Source organism: Mesorhizobium sp. Mes31, assembly GCF_024519675.1.
Lineage (GTDB): Bacteria > Pseudomonadota > Alphaproteobacteria > Rhizobiales > Rhizobiaceae > Mesorhizobium.
Genome location: NZ_JALJRL010000024.1, coordinates 1 through 14,550, shown reverse-complemented (window position 1 = coordinate 14,550; position 14,550 = coordinate 1). Strand labels below are relative to the sequence as shown.

Below are 14,550 nucleotides of genomic sequence, written 5' to 3'. Positions count from 1 at the left end.
GATCGTCGCCACGGCACGCGGGGCCGGCCGATCGGCGTCACGCAATAGGGCGGCGGATTTTCCGCCGCCCTATTTTACCGGTCACGAGTGATGATGGATATGCCCTTCGGCATCGACTTCCCCAACCGTGAAGCTCTGGAAGCCCGGCATGAGCTGCCATATGGCTGCAAGGCCGATGATCAGATAGGCCATGCGGGCCAGGGTGGCGCCCCCGAGCGCCGTGCCGATTACGTCGTAGCCGGTTACACCCATGGACAGCCAGTTGAGCCCGCCAAGGATGATGAGGGCGAGGGTGACGAGGTTCATGATGCGCATAAACGCCTCCTGAATGTTGCCTGACAAAACGCCTGCAAAAAAACGCCTGTCGTTCTAAAAAACGCCTGTCGTTTCAGGCGGTTCCCTCGATCACGACATTGTGAACGGTGCTGATGCTCCGTGAACGCTTGGCCGGCTTGATCGAGCTCATTCGAGCAGGATATGCGCCTCGCGCGCGGCCTCGACAAACGCCTCCCTGGCGACATCGGGGGCGACGTCGCCGCTCGTCGCCCGACGGCAGGCACGCAGCGCCGATTGATGTTTCTGGCTGCCGGTGTCGCGCCAATGTGTCGTGAGCAATTCGATAGCCTGCTGTGTATTGGACAGATGGCGAATGGAACCCGTGACGCCGACCGAAACCACCACGGGTTTGGAAAACCAAGCGGTTTGCATTGGAACCTCGACTGCGTTGCAGTCGTAAAACGCCCCTCGCGACGCAAGGTTTCATCCCTGCCGATCACTGTGGCGTGAGGCCGCCGACATCCGTCAGCGGAAGGCAATCGTCCCAAGCCGGCCAGGAAGACGGCATATCGCGCCGCCCTTCGACGGCCCTGCGCAATCACTCACATATTGGAGGCGACGTCGCGGGCGGATTTCGGCTTGGGCTTGTGGGCTGGACGCTGCCTTGTCGTCCGTTCGGCGAGGCGGGGAGCGGCTTTGACCGTCTTCACGTCGACCGTCTTCACAGTGTCGGGTGCTTGCGCCTTGCGGCGCTTCAGCCAGTTCGAAGACATTTCGACAAGGAGACTGCGCAGGTCTTTCACGACGTCCTCCGCTTTCAAGACGACATGGTAATTTCCGAAGACCAGGCTTGTTCCCCGCCGGCAGACATCAAGCGCTCGCCTGGGCGTGCCGGCTCCGTCGCTTGATTACTGAATCGAGGCTGGTTGAGGGAAATCGAGCGGGCCAGTTGCATGCTCGTCGCCATCCTGGACGAAGCCATCTCCAAGCAGAGCCAAATCGTTGCCCAGGCCGTCGAATTCGATTGCCGCGCCAATGAGTTGTGCCGCCTGCAGGACCAGGTGTTCGATGTCCTCGAGGGCGACATTCTCGGCCAGGTTCCTGACCCTGACCTGCTCGGCCAGAGTGGTGATGTTGACGATGCCCGCCGTTTTGAACGCCCTCTGGACTGAGCAAGTCACGTCTTCGCGCAGGCGCTCCGAGTAGTCATACCGCATTGAAACCTCCCTGGGGGAAAGGGTTTCTTTCCAGATTTCACCTTGCTCCCAACGCTACGCGATGGCAAGTAACAATATAAATATTGTTCAAATAAATCAAATAGTTAGCATAGTGATCAAAACGCGTGGACGACGCTTGATGCTCATCCTGTGCGTGATGCGCTCTTCACGCATCGCAGGGTCTTGACGCATTATGAGGAATTCCCTAATTTTTAGCCGAATGAGTTAGATACTAACTCGATGTATTTTTGGTCCTGAGCGAGGAAGCGCACATGGCTGAACTGGAACGCCCGGAACGTCTGCAGATCATGCTGACTTCGGATGAACTGGCTGCTCTGGAAAACTGGCGCTTTGACAAGCGCATGCCGAGCCGCTCGGCCGCGGTCAGGGAGCTGTTGAGGCGCGGTCTTGCCTCGGACGGTTTTCTGACGGCCGAGCAAGGCCTCAAGTCGCAGGACTACGGAATCCTGCCCACAGACGGCGACGCGAAATAATCGCAATTTGGCTGTCGGCAGAGCTCTGCAACTTAATGGCGCCTGGTTTCGTAGAGCAGGAGTTGCTCCATTGTTCGCTACCGGAGCGACAGGCTCGCTGGGGAGGGTTGGGGGTCCCCGGCGAGCTACACCCTCGTCGATGATGCCGGCGCCGCCTTGCGCGGTTTGGTGTTTGGCGTCCTGTGCTCAATTCTTGACAGCCATGATCCCGCTTATCATATTTTTTGCGCCCACGGCTGCGCCAAGCCCGGGGCAGTTCGTCTCAAAAGCTCGTTCAACGGATGGAGGAGTCTATGAACGGCAGGATTTTCGAGCGGCCCGTTCTGGTCAAAAACGGGCAGTTTGTCGTCGAGGAAATTGGAAGTTTGGCCGACGCATTCGAGTTCCTGGAACGATGGCCCGAGAGCCGGCGGGGACCGATTTATCAGACCGCGCTTCGTGCCTGTCAGCGCGCCCATGACGGTCACCTGCCGCTTTCCGTGGCAGGCGACGCGTTCGCCGGGTTTGCCCGATCGGTCAAGATCCTCGAGCCCGTTTCCACCGCTTTACCCTGGATGACCGGGGCGAAATCGGGCCGCGGTGGGGTGCCGGCATAAACCGCGAGCGGAGGGCAGCAAAAGGACGATGGGGGCCACGTCCCCGCTGTGGGACAGCGGTCAGGGCGTGTTGCCGTTCCGACCATTCGGATGGCGAACGACCGGCTGTGGTGTTGCCCATCACCGTCGATAGGCCGGGCCGACAGGCGGTCATGGCCGCTACGCCGTTGCCATTGCCACGGCGCCCTTCGCCGAGGCGAGCCGCTTTCATCAATCCAGGTGATTTCCCGACGCTGCCTGCGTTAGAATATCACCTTGCCGAATGGAGACCCGTGGTGGCCAAGGCTGACAAGCACCCTTTCAATGTGAACGCCTTCCTCAATACGGTGGACGGCGGAAGGACGGTGGCGACGTATCAAAAGAACGAGACTGTCTATTCGCAGGGCGACCCGGCGGATTCCGTCTTCTACGTCCAGAAAGGCAAGGTCAAGGTCTGCATCGTTTCAGAGCAGGGCAAGGAAGCGATCGTCGCTCTCCACGAGAGCGGAGACTTCTTCGGCGAGGGTTGCTTGTCCGGCCAGCCGTTACGGTTGGCTACAGTCTCCGCGATGGTGGACAGCGTCGTCACGCGGATTGACAAAGCATCCATCACGCGGGTGCTCCATGATGAGCCGAAGTTCTCGGAGATGTTCATATCATACCTGCTGGCGAGGAACGCCCGCGTCGAAGAGGACCTGGTGGACCAGCTTTTCAATTCGAGCGAGAAGCGTCTGGCGAGGTTGCTGCTTCTGATGGCAAATTTTGGCAAGGAGGGGGAACCGCAAACTGTCATAGCGAAGGTAAGCCAGGAGACTCTCGCCGAGATGGTCGGCACCACCAGGTCGCGCGTGAGCACCTTCATGAACAAGTTCCGCAAGCTCGGGTTCATCGAATACAACGGAGATTTGAAGGTTCATAACTCTCTTCTGAACGTGGTCCTGCACGACAATCCTCACCTCAGGGGCGGGGACCTTTGAGGCACCTGTTCCGTATGGAACAGTCGAGCCACTAGCACCTGTGTTAGATTTTGCCGCGGTCCAACCCTCTGGACCGGACCTGCAGCCTAGACCGTCTTGATGCAACGACATGACTGCCGGCGTAATAACGGACCCCCCCGGTCGTGTTCTTCGGCAAGATGGTACGGCGTTGTCGGTGACCACACGGCGCGTCCGACCCAAGCCCCCCCAACGCCGGACGCGCCGGCCCCTTTTTGCGCCGTGGCCGATCGCGTTTGGAAAGCCCTTTGTCAGAGGGCGCTCGAAGCGCCTGATCGGTGCGCCGCCAAGACCACGAAGAATCCGGAAAGGATTTGGGAGGACGGACCTGGCTGATCTTGCCGCCCTTTTGGTTCCCGCTCATGGGCTCGAACCACGATTCACGCCTTCAAAGGGCGCTGTCCTACCATTAGACGAAGCGGGAAAAGCGGGCAGACGCACCACCCCTAGCCGGTTCGCGCGCCGGGATCAACGCATGCCGGCGGCCGGCACCAACAATCAGTTCGGGAAGTTGGCGACCGGTTCCTCGCAGCGGTAGACCGGGCAGTGGCCGTCAAGTGTCGGGACATAGGCCGACATCGGCACCTCCGGCCAGTCGCATTCGTTGCCGAACTGCCTGACATAGCGGTCATAGGTATTGGGCCCGGTGGTCAGCACCACGGCACGGTGGCTCTGGATCAGTTGCCGAAGCTGCCCGCAACTCATCGTGCGCGTGTCGGGCCTGGCATTGGCAAGACCCGTCGCGGCCAGCATGATGGCTGCTGTCACAGGAACAATCTGGCGGATGGACATGGCGATTACCTCGAGCGGTCGTGTCACCGGAAACTCGCATCCCGGCAAGCGATGGCGCAACAGCCAGCAGGCGGTCTTTTTGCGGCGCAACCAAATGGCATGTCGCGCATTGCTTGGGATGGACAGCAGAAAACCCTACGAGACGCCGAAATGGTGGCCTGGCGGCGACGATCGCGAAGCCATGTGCTGTTCCTTCTGCGGTGGCCGCGACCACCGCTATGAGCAATGTCCTCAACGAAACCCGGTGATCGATCCATCCTCCGACACCGCGGACGACACCATTCCCAGGTCCCCCTGGTTCTGAAGTCGCATCCAGCTTTGTCGGTGCGCAATGTTGCACGCCTATTGCAACCAAAATGTCCGTCCTGCATTGCAGGGCATGGGCGGAGATCCATCACGCAAGCCTGAAATACGCTTGAGAGGGCGACGGCAAGGCGCAGATGGTCGGGCTTGACCGGGGGAGGTCGGGGGCAATGACGGAATTGGCAAGCGTGAATGGCCCGATCGAAGCCACCGCCGACGCCAGGCTGGCGGCGATCGTCGATTCTTCCTTCGACGCCATCATCAGCAAGGATCTGAACAGCGTCATCACCAGCTGGAACGGCGCGGCGCAGCGGATGTTCGGCTACACTGCCGAGGAGGCCGTCGGCCAATCGGTGCTCATGCTCATTCCCGATCACCTCAGGGATGAAGAGGCCGACATCATCGGCCGTGTCCGCAACGGCGAACTCGTGGCCAGCTACGAGACGATCCGGCGCCGCAAGGACGGCGGGATCATTGCCGTGTCGCTGACCGTCTCACCGATCAGAAATGCATCGGGCAACATCATCGGGGCTTCGAAGATCGCGCGCGACATCACCGCGACCAAGGAGAGCGAACGCCGGATCAGACTTTTGATGCGGGAGGTGAATCATCGCGTCAAGAACCAGTTCGCGGTGATCCTGTCGATGGTCAGGGAAACAAGCAAACGCTCAACCGATCCGGCTGAGTTCGAAGCGCTTGTCCGTTCCCGCATCATGGCGCTGTCGCGTTCGCACGATCTGCTGGTGAACTCGGAATGGGCGGGCGCCAGCCTCTTCGACCTCATCCAGGAACACCTCAAGCCGTTTGGCCACGAGGAACAGGTATCGCTGTCAGGACCGCTTCTGACCCTGCAGCCGAACGCCGTGCAAAATCTCGGCATGGCATTTCATGAGCTCGGGACCAACTCATCCAAATATGGCGCGCTGGCGGGGGAGGCCGGAAGGATCGACATCACCTGGCAGATCGTCACCGGCGTTTCGGGCAAGCGGGAAATCCATCTCGTGTGGGACGAAACCTCGCCGGTACCAGCCGACGATCGGCAAGACGACAGCACGCGCAAGGGGTTCGGCACCGTCGTCCTGCAGCGGGTTTCGCCCCAATCGCTGAACGGTTCGGCGGTTCTGGAGCGTCGCCCGGGCCATCTCGGCTGGTCGCTGACAGCGCCGCTGGAATCGATCATCGTTGCGCAACTCGGCTCGGAAATGCCTGTCGCCGACAAAGATCCGTCTTTCAGCCCGTGAAGGGGCCGGTGAAGCGAAGGCGGCGACATTAATCCATCGGAAGCACGAGCCGATTTCCGCGCGGCGCGGAAATGGCCAACCTTTTTCGTCGGCAGGCGTTGTTCCTGTGAAGGCAAGGCCGCCGCGGGCGGCCGTGACAGGAAAGGAGGCCGGGATGAGAAGTCTCGCCATCGTGCCGTTCGGCCTGGTGCTGGCACTGGCCACGCCAGCCGCGGCTCAGACGGATCCGCAGCAGGACAGCCAGCCGCCGCAGGCGGACAAATGCCGGGCCCAGACAGGGCAAGGCGGCAAACAGCAGCCTGCCGGCGGCGATCTGACGGAGAAGCTCAGCGATTGCGGCGGCGTCCTGAAACCGCCCGCCACCGGTGACCAGGGGATGACGGCTCCGGCCCCGGACGAAGGCAAGACGCCGGTGATCAAGCCAGGCGAAGTGCCGGTTCAGCCGCCCGCGCAATAGAAGACGGTTTCGTCGGCATCGTCGCGGGACGGGGAACCTCGCACCGAACGAAACGTTTCTGTCACGACTTGGATTTGAAAGGACGGACCGTGAGAGATATCGCCAGCACCGCCACGCTTCTTGCGTCGATCGCCATCGTGATCGTGCTGATGCTGATGGCGCCGAAGAGCTTCGGCTTCGAAACCTCCCACCCGATCGTACAGGGCGATCCGTCCGAACAGTAGTCAGGGTCGATTCACGGCAAGCAGGCGAGGCACGATGCCTCGCCTGCTTTTTTCATGGTTTTCCAGCTAGAGGAGTTCACCGTTTCACGGAAACGGCAAACCGCTCTAACTCCTTGTTTTGACGCGATTCCCAGGGGAGAGCGCTACGCGCTTTTCCCGGGAAAACCGTTTCGCTCTTTTTCTGGAATGGCTCTATCGAACCAGCACGCCCGCATGATTGCACAGGGCCGCGAAAGCTTCCTGGGCCTGTGCGGCACCTGCCTTGCTTTCCAGCGCGGCTTCAACCTGTTCGCGCGCCGCCTGATAGAAAGGGCCACGACTGGCATGAGGCCAGTCGATCAGGATTTCGCTGGCATCCTTCAGCGTGGTGATGTCGCGGATGGTGTCCGAACCATGTGGCTTGATCCGCAACGGCGGCGATAGCATCAGCTCAGCCATCTCTTGGTTCCCCGCTATTGGAGGAGCCGCGCTTCGCGCGCGGCGTCGATCATCGCCCGCATCGCCTTTTCCGGCGGCGTCCAGCCGTCCAGTGCATCGCGACAGCTGCGCAACGCAGCCCGGTACCGCCGGCCCTGGCCAGCCGGCCAGTCGCCGAGGCACTCCAGGCCTTCCCAGGCGCTGCGCACGACGCGCTCCCGCTCGGGGGCGAATTTCAACCTGATGGGCCTTGGGAACATCTTGTCGTTCAAGCGCTCGTCTCCGGACTGTGAAGCGTCGGATAACGTCCGCAACAGGGGAGGGTTCCGTGCTCGAAAATCAAAATTCGGTCGTGCGCCACGGCGTCCCGAGCCTGGTCTGGCCAGACGGCAAAGGCTGACAAAAGCGCTGTTCCGGGCGGTGCGCCGCGGACCGTCGACCGCACGCCACCGCGCTGGTAGTTGCGGCCGAGCGCATGGTGTCGGCCCTGGTTGCGACCTAAATGCTGTCCCTCCCAAGGCGCGGGCGAATGGTTCGGCCGGACGGCTCGCGGCTGCTCGAACCTAGACAGGCGCCCACCCCGATCGCATCGGGATGGGGGCAGGCTCTATCCGCGAGCGGCCATATAGGCGTCGAGCTTCTTTCTCGATGGCCCATAGCGCTTGATGATGGTCTGCGCCTCGCTCGGCGGAATGCCATATTTCCTGGCGAAGGCAGCAACCTCGTAAGGCTCCTCGCTCGAAACCAGCTTGCGGTCCTGTTTTGTCTTGGACTTGTCGTCAGCCATCTCAGGCCTCGCTTTCTGTTTTGGGTAGGCGCATCGGCGCGGCCGTTGGCGGGCCCGACCTTGCGGCCAACAGGACATAACACACATCGGCGTCGCGGGTTCCACCGGCATGACAATAATGCCGGCCAGGAAGAGGCCTGTCTTCAGCCGGCCTTGTTCAAGCCGACCGCTGCATGGGATCGATATCGGACCGGTGGCCGCCGTCGCAGTCGGCGCAGGGCGCGCTTACGCCGGGGCAGCCGCGCTGCTGGGTGCCGGCGGGACAGCAATGACCGTTGGAACTCGTCCAGCGCGGACATTGAAAGACCTGGCCCGCGCCGCCGCAGCCGCTGCACTCCAGCACCGTCGACCGGACGATATGGGATCTTGCCCCAAACCTGACGCTCGCGCCCAATTCTCAAACCCACCCAACAACCTGCACTGGCACAGTTGTGCATTAGCCCCAGCTTAACAATACCACGATGCTGGTTACGAACAAGTTTCCGGATCGTTAATTGTTCGTGAAGGCCGCCGGGCGGTGGCGGGACCTCAGGCGGGCTTCAGCCGCATCGCGGCGAGATACATGAGCGCCGATGCGGCCTGCCCGCGGTCCCAGCCGGCGGCCTCGGCCTTGTCGAGCAAAGCGTCGAGGTGGGGGACAAGCATGTCCCTGCATTCCTGTTCATAGGCGGCGGTCATCGCCGGATGTTGCGGCGCGCCGATGGTCAATCCCTTGGCCATGTCCGATTCCTCCCCTCTGAGCGGTGCGGTACTATACCCATCAGCCGGCAAACCGAAATCGGCTTTTTGCCGGCACTGTGCATGGAATCAAGGAGTTAGCCTCATGGGCCTGCGATCGACCGGCGCAAAAGGCCGGGACACTCGACTTCCTGGCAATCTTGGCGCCATGATTTCGCGCAAGTCCGGAATCGGACAGGGATAACGGGGTGGGCAATGACTGACACGCAAGGCAATTCGAACCGTCTCCAGCAGCACGCCGTCGCCGGTTCGCGTCCGATCGGCAGCGGCATCGTCGCGCTGGCCATCGTGCTGGCGCTGATCGCCGCCGTCATGGGTTCCTGGTACACGATCGACCAGGGCGACCGCGGCGTGCTTTTGACCAATGGCGCGCTGAGCTCGGTCGTCGATCCCGGCCTGCATTTCAAATTGCCGTGGCTGCAGCGCGTCGAGAAGATCAGCCTGCGCCAGCAAGTCATCAAATGGGGCTGCGAGAACCAGAGCGACTGCGGCAACCTGCCGGCGATGCAGGCCTATTCGCGCGACCAGCAGCCGGCCAACATGCGCGTCACCGTCAATTTCCACGTGCCGGCGGCCGAGGTCAGCAACGTCTATGTCAATTACGGGTCGATCGAGGCGCTGGCCGACCGCGTCATCGCCCGCAAGGCGCCGCAGGAAATCAAGACGGTGTTCGGCCAGTATGACGCGGTGTCGGTGATCCAGAACCGCGCCAAGTTCAACAAGGATGTCGCCGACGCCATTTCGGCGGTGACCGACGGCCCGGTGATGATCGACAGCGTGCAGGTCGAGAACATCGACTTTTCCGACGCCTATGAACAGGCGGTCGAGGCGAGGATGACGGCGCAGGTGGAAGTGCAGAAGCAGGAGCAGAACCTGCAGCAGGAAAAGATCAAGGCTGACATCGCGGTGACGCAGGCCAAGGGGCGCGCCGACAGCGTCAAGGCGGAAGCCGAGGCCAGCGCCTACAAGACCAGGGTCGAGGGCGAAGCGACGGCCGAAGCGATCAAGGCGCGCGCCGGCGCCCTTGCCAACAATCCGCTGCTGGTCGAACTGACCAAGGCCGAGAAATGGGACGGGCAGTTGCCGAAATCGATGATCCCGGGCTCGACGGTGCCGTTCCTCGAACTCGGCACCCCGGCGCCGGCGGCGAACTGAGGGCGGAGCGCCAACGATCCGGGGTATGATCCGGCTCTATTGTCCGGAAAGCATCATGCCCTGGGTTCAAAAAGCTCGACCACGTTGCCGGACGGGTCTTCGCACAGAATCTGGCGGCCGCCCGGGCCGTCGACGATCTCGTTGCGGAACGGCACGCCGGCCTCGCGCATCCGGGCGGCGTGCGCCGGCAAGTCCTGAACCTCGAGGACGATGCGGTTCCATCCGCCGGGCTCCGGCGTGCGGCCATCCGGCATCGGTCTCGCCGCCGACGCCATCGGGCCCGCGAGCCAGAATGTGAGGTCGCCGCGCTTCAGGATGGCCATCGCCGGACCGAACTGCTGCTGCAACGCGAAACCCAGATGCTTCGTGTAGAACGCTATGGACAACTCGACATCGCTGACGAGATACCGGACCGTCGCCATCCGCTGGCTCCTCACAACAGATCAAGCACCCCGTGCAAGGAATAGCGTCCAGGGCAGGTCGCGGCAAGGTTCGAGGGCCATCGCGGTGAGTTGGTCAACCGTGCCGTGGCCGGCGTCCGTCGCGGCAGTGCCTGCGGATAAAAAGTTTCAGGCCGGTGTCGGAACCGCGCGGGGTCACCCGTCCTTGGGTCGAAATCCATTGCAACCCTGGAGAGACAGCATGTCGGACATCACTCAATCGCCGTGGCAGACCGCGGCCCTTCTCGTCGCCCGGCTGATCTTCGCCGCCGTCTTCCTCATGGCAGTGACCTTCAAGTTCATGGGCATGGAGGCGACCGCCGGCTACATAGCCGCCGCCGGCTTTCCGTTCCCGCTGTTGCTCGCCTGGTGCGCGGCGATCCTGGAGGTCGCGCTCGTGCTGTGCTTTCTGAGCGGCGCCTTCTTCACGCAGGCGGCGCTGGTCGCGGCGGCCTATGTGCTGTTCCTCGGCTTCGCCTTCCACGGGCCGAGCCACTGGGCCGGCAACCAGGCGGAGTTCGGCTTCTTCGTCGACCATTTTTCCTTCCTGGCCGGCCTTCTGTTCGCCGCCGTGCACGGGCCGGGCAAGGTGCTGGCACTGAACCTGGGATGGCCGGGCCGGGCGTGAGGCGAGGACAGGAGGAACGCTCCGGTGGCTAATGTAGCCTGGCCGGTCTGAAGTCCGCCAGCGCGTCAAATGCCTTCTCCACCAGCCACAGATGGGAGGGCGGTGTGCGACCGCGTGCCGCCAACAGCATCTTGTGCACGGGCGGGCCGAGCAGCCAGCGCCGCATGCGGTGGATCTCTGTTTCGTCCACGTAGCTCCAGATAGCGCGCTCGGAAGTATCGTTCTCGAACACAAATTTTGCGTCATGCTGCATGAACTGGGCAAGCTGCAAGGCGGCATCGATCGATGGCGTGACAAGCCATTGTTCTAGTATGGGCGCCAGATCAAGATCGAGGCATGCGTAGGCGCAAATCCAGTTCCCGGCTTCTTCTTCGTCAGGGTGCGCGAGGATCACTTGTGAGCACGCGGCGTCGAACAGCGCCCGGATTGCAGCCTGTTCGCGCGTCGGCCAGTCTAGCCACCGGGCCCTCTTCAGGCGAAGGACGATGCTGGTCGGTTGAGTCCCCGGCCAGCGTTGCTCATGAACCGCCAATTCGAGCATGCGTGGCAGGAAGTGCTTGTAGTCGTCAACATCGCCGACTGTCGTCAGGGCGTAACTGGCGTAGGGATCGATTTGCTCGCCGGCCAAGTTCCGCAACGGGGCCGAGCTCAGCGTCTTCAACAGCGCGACGGTATCGCGCAATGGCGAGGCATGCATGGTATGCGGCCGAGGATAGGGCGAGAATGCCGTGTAGAAGTCGTCGATCAGGCGCTGAAGCTGGTCGTCGGGCTGCATGGCCTATTACCGCCTCAGCCGGTTGGCGAGCAACGTCATCGTGATGGCGGGAATGCCGTGGACCGGCGCGTCCAGGCGATTACGGGGGAGGTGGGCTTTTGCGGGCATTTGGCTGTTATATGCGAAGGCGCGTGATGACGGATAGGCGCAACAACTCCGGGCGCGGAGCAGGCCGGCCTCAAATGCTCGACAGCTAAGTCTTCGCCTCACATCTGGTCGTTGTAAGGCTCCTTGATCTGGCCGACCATGCGGGCGAGTTTCGAAAAGGAGGGTATGTCCGCCTCCGGCTGGCATTGATTGGCGAGTTCCAGCAGCCGGATCGGGAAGTTGACGGCGTCACGGCTCGACGCCGACATGCCGCCGGACCGCTCCTGGCTGGTTTCGCTGGCTTCGGCCTTGCGCAGGGCGACGTCGATCTCCTCGGCCGTCAGCACACCCTTGCGAACCAGCACGTGGTTGATCGATGCGACGGCCATGAGCAGGCCCTCGAGTTGCAGATTGGCGACATTCATGACGATTGCTCCCGTGGCTAGGTTCGAAACGCGCGAGCGGCGTTTCCGATCCGGAGGATGGCGCGGAACCGGTTCCGGCTAGAGCCTGTTCCATCCCGATGGAATCGGGATGGGGCTCTATCTCTTTGTTTGAGCATGATCTTGCCCGAAAACCGGATTCCACTTTTCGGGATCATGCTCTAGGGATGGCCGGGCCGGGCATGGGCGAGGGGCGGACGGCCTATTCCAGCGTCCAGTGCTCGCCATACTCGCGCCACAGCGCCTTCGCTTCCAGGCTGCCGAGACGCGGGGCCGACGGGTCGCCAGGGATGATGGCGACGGCGCTGATATCGTAGTTTGGAAAGGCATTGGCGACGAAACGGATCGCTTCGCCAAGCGAGCGCACGCGGATAATCGGATCGGCCTGGCCCTGGCCGGTGCTGCGCACACCGGAAACCGTGGCTGGCGCGTGCCGCATCCTGAACACGGATGCCATGGTTGGTCTGTCCATCGTCCTCTCCCACAAGGCGACGCGAATCATTCCATGAGCTGTAGCTGATGATTCCACAGTTGCCGGCTCATGAAAAGCCGGTCGAGAAGTCGATCCTCAGGGCTCGACCTGTGTCGATCGGGTTGTCCGGTGAGGGCAATTGTGCTATCGTTTCGGTCATGGTGCTGATTTGCGCCAACGACCTCTGGACCCGCCGCGAAGGCGGGTTTTTGTTTTCCCGCCCACCCTTCGGCGATGCCGGTCACCTCTTCGGTGCGGCGCCGAGAAATTCGAGAAAGGAATTTTTTCCTAGAAAGTCCTTGACCGGGTGAGGGCAGCCATGCTACATATTTGTCCATGGTGCTGATTTGCGCCAACGACCCGCCACCGAGGCGGGTTTTGTGTTTCTGGCGCTTTGTGACTTCGGCTGCCAACTTGTGTGCCAGCGCTCTACGGCGCCCCCCCCTCTGTCCTGTCGGACATCTCCCAACCTGTGGGGGAGATGTCCGGCAGGACAGAGGGGGGCGCGAAGGAACGCGACATTTGCGAGAAATCTTCATGCCACGCTACGCCACCATCATCACCGACGATGACGGCCGCGAGATCGTCAGTGCCATTGGCGAGTTCGAGGGTGCCGCGCCACGGCCGCGTCTGGGGCGCGTCGAGCAGGTGGCGCCCGGCGTGCTGATCGGCATGGTGCGGGACACGGCTGGTGGCTTTTCTTTCCCGCAAGCAGGCATCGGTGCTGTCGGCCTCGCCATGGCGCGTCTCAGGGCGCGGGCCGGCGCGGCGAAGTCTGCCCAGGCGGCGAAGCCTGCCGGGACGGCAAAGCCGAAGCGCGCCAAGAGGGCCGGGAAGAACCGCTCGAAGAAGCCGGCCAGATCGATGCCGAAGGCTGGCAGGACGGTCTCCGCCAGCGATGCCGGCGCCATGGCGCAAGCCGATGGCTGACGATGCCGCCGGGCCAAGGCGCGGCAAGGCGAAGCCGGCAAGGCGTCAGCCCGCCGCCGGCCCGGCGCCCCGCCCGAAGCGGACGAAGAAGACGCTGGGCGATGATTTCCTGGCCGCCGTGCGCGCCGATTTCCGCGCCCATGGCGCCGGCGTCATCGCCGAAGTGCGCGCCGAGAAGCCGGACCAGTATCTGAAGATCGTGCTTTCGGTGCTGCCCAAGGATTTGCCCGGGGGTGTACTTGTTTCCCTCAACCAATTGGACGCGCTGAGCGATGAGGAGATCCGCAGCCGCATCCGTGGCCTCGAAGCCGTCCTCAGACCGTTCCTCGAAGATCCCGCTGATGGCGGCGAGGGCGGAATATCTGGCGCTGCTGGCGGAGCTTGACCGCAGGCGCCGCACAAACCTGCTGGCGACCTACACGCCGTATCAGCGCCAGGCCGAATTTCACGCGGCAGGCGCGGTCAACCGCGAACGGCTGTTCATGGCCGGCAACCAGCTCGGCAAGACCAGGGCCGGCGGCGCCGAATGGGCGATGCACCTGACCGGGCGTTATCCCGCGTGGTGGCAAGGCAAGGTTTTCGACGGGGCGGTGCGGCTCTGGGCCGCCGGCGTCACCGGCGAGGGCACGCGCGACAATCCGCAACGCGTGCTGGTCGGCCCGCCGCAGCAGCAGGCGGCCTGGGGCACCGGCATGATCCCGGCCGATGCTATCTTGCAGACCATCATGGGCCGTGGCGCGCCGGGCGCGCTCGACAGCGTCGTCGTGCGCCATGGCGGCGGCGGCGACGTGCAGGCCGGCGAGAGCGTGCTGTCCTTCAAGAGCTTCGAGAAAGGCCGCGAGAAATGGCAGGGCGAGACGCTGCACGGCGTCTGGTTCGACGAGGAACCGCCACTCGACATCTATTCCGAAGGCCTGACCCGCACCAACGCGACCGGCGGGATCACGATCGTGACGTTCACGCCGCTGCTGGGGATGAGCGACGTGGTGTTGTTGTTTTTGACTGCGGGTGAGGTGGAGAGGATGGCGAAGGGGTGAGAAGTGGCCCGCGCAGCGGACGAAAAGCCAATTGCTTGGCTTTTCGAGCTTCGAACGCCCTGAGCCT

At 62.7% G+C, this 14,550-nt stretch carries 26 protein-coding genes and 1 tRNA gene; 13 read left to right on the top strand and 14 right to left on the bottom strand.

What is annotated here, in order from left to right; genetic code table 11:
- Positions 1-81: 81 nt before the first annotated feature.
- From NR193_RS28785 to NR193_RS28775, 3 genes are all read right to left on the bottom strand, one after another.
- Positions 82-315: a DUF378 domain-containing protein gene (locus tag NR193_RS28785; RefSeq protein WP_256754081.1), complete on the bottom strand. Its 234-nt coding sequence runs from the start codon at positions 313-315 to the stop codon at positions 82-84.
- Positions 316-462: 147 nt separating this feature from the next.
- Positions 463-708, bottom strand: coding sequence for a DUF982 domain-containing protein (locus NR193_RS28780; protein ID WP_256754080.1), 246 nt, complete (start codon positions 706-708; stop codon positions 463-465).
- A 170-nt stretch (positions 709-878) separates the two neighbouring features.
- Complete coding sequence (locus NR193_RS28775) at positions 879-1,079, bottom strand: hypothetical protein (RefSeq protein WP_256754079.1); 201 nt, start codon at positions 1,077-1,079, stop codon at positions 879-881.
- A gap of 150 nt (positions 1,080-1,229) precedes the next feature.
- On the opposite strand from NR193_RS28775, the gene NR193_RS28770 reads away from it, so the two are divergent.
- From NR193_RS28770 to NR193_RS28755, 4 genes are all read left to right on the top strand, one after another.
- Positions 1,230-1,448, top strand: coding sequence for a hypothetical protein (locus NR193_RS28770; protein ID WP_256754078.1), 219 nt, complete (start codon positions 1,230-1,232; stop codon positions 1,446-1,448).
- Between the two features lie 317 nt (positions 1,449-1,765).
- Positions 1,766-1,987, top strand: coding sequence for a hypothetical protein (locus tag NR193_RS28765; RefSeq protein ID WP_256754077.1), 222 nt, complete (start codon positions 1,766-1,768; stop codon positions 1,985-1,987).
- 293 nt (positions 1,988-2,280) lie between these two features.
- On the top strand, positions 2,281-2,583 hold the full coding sequence (locus tag NR193_RS28760; protein ID WP_256754076.1) for a DUF982 domain-containing protein: 303 nt from the start codon (positions 2,281-2,283) through the stop codon (positions 2,581-2,583).
- A gap of 275 nt (positions 2,584-2,858) precedes the next feature.
- Positions 2,859-3,539, top strand: a complete 681-nt coding sequence (locus NR193_RS28755) for a Crp/Fnr family transcriptional regulator (RefSeq protein ID WP_256754075.1) — start codon at positions 2,859-2,861, stop codon at positions 3,537-3,539.
- 368 nt (positions 3,540-3,907) lie between these two features.
- On the opposite strand, the gene NR193_RS28750 is transcribed toward NR193_RS28755, so the two are convergent.
- Positions 3,908-3,981, bottom strand: a tRNA-Gln gene (locus NR193_RS28750).
- Positions 3,982-4,055: 74 nt separating this feature from the next.
- On the bottom strand, positions 4,056-4,349 hold the full coding sequence (locus tag NR193_RS28745; RefSeq protein WP_256754074.1) for a hypothetical protein: 294 nt from the start codon (positions 4,347-4,349) through the stop codon (positions 4,056-4,058).
- Between NR193_RS28745 and NR193_RS28740 the strand changes: the two genes are divergently transcribed.
- The 4 genes from NR193_RS28740 to NR193_RS28725 all read left to right on the top strand — a co-directional run bounded on the left by NR193_RS28740 (position 4,342) and on the right by NR193_RS28725 (position 6,574).
- Positions 4,342-4,653, top strand: coding sequence for a hypothetical protein (locus NR193_RS28740; RefSeq protein ID WP_256754073.1), 312 nt, complete (start codon positions 4,342-4,344; stop codon positions 4,651-4,653). The two genes, NR193_RS28745 and NR193_RS28740, sit on opposite strands and share 8 nt — an antisense overlap.
- Before the next feature lie 169 nt (positions 4,654-4,822).
- Entirely contained in the window at positions 4,823-5,893 is a 1,071-nt protein-coding gene (locus NR193_RS28735; protein ID WP_256754072.1) for a sensor histidine kinase, read from the top strand.
- 154 nt (positions 5,894-6,047) lie between these two features.
- Positions 6,048-6,350 carry a hypothetical protein gene (locus NR193_RS28730; protein WP_256754071.1) on the top strand — a complete coding sequence of 101 codons (303 nt, stop codon included), beginning with the start codon at positions 6,048-6,050 and terminating at the stop codon, positions 6,348-6,350.
- A gap of 89 nt (positions 6,351-6,439) precedes the next feature.
- Positions 6,440-6,574, top strand: coding sequence for a hypothetical protein (locus NR193_RS28725; protein WP_256754070.1), 135 nt, complete (start codon positions 6,440-6,442; stop codon positions 6,572-6,574).
- 192 nt (positions 6,575-6,766) lie between these two features.
- Here NR193_RS28725 and NR193_RS28720 read toward each other — a convergent pair whose 3' ends face one another.
- The 4 genes from NR193_RS28720 to NR193_RS28705 form a co-directional block, all read right to left on the bottom strand.
- On the bottom strand, positions 6,767-7,012 hold the full coding sequence (locus tag NR193_RS28720; protein WP_256754069.1) for a DUF982 domain-containing protein: 246 nt from the start codon (positions 7,010-7,012) through the stop codon (positions 6,767-6,769).
- Positions 7,013-7,026: 14 nt separating this feature from the next.
- Positions 7,027-7,263 carry a DUF982 domain-containing protein gene (locus NR193_RS28715; RefSeq protein ID WP_256754068.1) on the bottom strand — a complete coding sequence of 79 codons (237 nt, stop codon included), beginning with the start codon at positions 7,261-7,263 and terminating at the stop codon, positions 7,027-7,029.
- A 335-nt stretch (positions 7,264-7,598) separates the two neighbouring features.
- Positions 7,599-7,778 (bottom strand): DUF3606 domain-containing protein, encoded by a 180-nt coding sequence (locus NR193_RS28710; protein WP_256754067.1) that lies wholly within the window; start codon positions 7,776-7,778, stop codon positions 7,599-7,601.
- 528 nt (positions 7,779-8,306) lie between these two features.
- Positions 8,307-8,498, bottom strand: a complete 192-nt coding sequence (locus NR193_RS28705) for a hypothetical protein (protein ID WP_256754066.1) — start codon at positions 8,496-8,498, stop codon at positions 8,307-8,309.
- 213 nt (positions 8,499-8,711) lie between these two features.
- Between NR193_RS28705 and NR193_RS28700 the strand changes: the two genes are divergently transcribed.
- Entirely contained in the window at positions 8,712-9,671 is a 960-nt protein-coding gene (locus tag NR193_RS28700) for a prohibitin family protein (RefSeq protein ID WP_256754065.1), read from the top strand.
- 53 nt (positions 9,672-9,724) lie between these two features.
- Here NR193_RS28700 and NR193_RS28695 read toward each other — a convergent pair whose 3' ends face one another.
- Positions 9,725-10,093: a VOC family protein gene (locus NR193_RS28695; RefSeq protein ID WP_256754064.1), complete on the bottom strand. Its 369-nt coding sequence runs from the start codon at positions 10,091-10,093 to the stop codon at positions 9,725-9,727.
- A 220-nt stretch (positions 10,094-10,313) separates the two neighbouring features.
- Between NR193_RS28695 and NR193_RS28690 the strand changes: the two genes are divergently transcribed.
- Positions 10,314-10,739, top strand: coding sequence for a DoxX family protein (locus NR193_RS28690; RefSeq protein WP_256754063.1), 426 nt, complete (start codon positions 10,314-10,316; stop codon positions 10,737-10,739).
- Positions 10,740-10,767: 28 nt separating this feature from the next.
- Here the strand turns inward: NR193_RS28690 and NR193_RS28685 are convergent, their stop codons facing one another.
- From NR193_RS28685 to NR193_RS28670, 4 genes are all read right to left on the bottom strand, one after another.
- Positions 10,768-11,514: a hypothetical protein gene (locus NR193_RS28685; RefSeq protein WP_256754062.1), complete on the bottom strand. Its 747-nt coding sequence runs from the start codon at positions 11,512-11,514 to the stop codon at positions 10,768-10,770.
- Positions 11,515-11,720: 206 nt separating this feature from the next.
- Positions 11,721-12,026, bottom strand: a complete 306-nt coding sequence (locus NR193_RS28680; protein ID WP_256754061.1) for a hypothetical protein — start codon at positions 12,024-12,026, stop codon at positions 11,721-11,723.
- A gap of 220 nt (positions 12,027-12,246) precedes the next feature.
- Entirely contained in the window at positions 12,247-12,516 is a 270-nt protein-coding gene (locus NR193_RS28675) for a hypothetical protein (protein WP_256754060.1), read from the bottom strand.
- 26 nt (positions 12,517-12,542) lie between these two features.
- Complete coding sequence (locus tag NR193_RS28670) at positions 12,543-12,929, bottom strand: hypothetical protein (protein ID WP_256754059.1); 387 nt, start codon at positions 12,927-12,929, stop codon at positions 12,543-12,545.
- Positions 12,930-13,053: 124 nt separating this feature from the next.
- Between NR193_RS28670 and NR193_RS28665 the strand changes: the two genes are divergently transcribed.
- Genes NR193_RS28665 through NR193_RS28655 form a run of 3 tightly spaced genes read left to right on the top strand, consistent with a single transcriptional unit; the run spans position 13,054 to position 14,483 of the window.
- Positions 13,054-13,446, top strand: coding sequence for a hypothetical protein (locus NR193_RS28665; RefSeq protein WP_256754058.1), 393 nt, complete (start codon positions 13,054-13,056; stop codon positions 13,444-13,446).
- On the top strand, positions 13,439-13,831 hold the full coding sequence (locus NR193_RS28660) for a hypothetical protein (RefSeq protein ID WP_256754057.1): 393 nt from the start codon (positions 13,439-13,441) through the stop codon (positions 13,829-13,831). Before NR193_RS28665 ends, NR193_RS28660 begins: the two co-directional genes overlap by 8 nt.
- The gene (locus tag NR193_RS28655; protein ID WP_256754056.1) at positions 13,788-14,483 is read left to right on the top strand and encodes a terminase large subunit domain-containing protein; all 696 of its coding nucleotides are present in this window, start codon (positions 13,788-13,790) and stop codon (positions 14,481-14,483) included. Before NR193_RS28660 ends, NR193_RS28655 begins: the two co-directional genes overlap by 44 nt.
- The last annotated feature ends 67 nt before the right edge of the window (positions 14,484-14,550 follow it).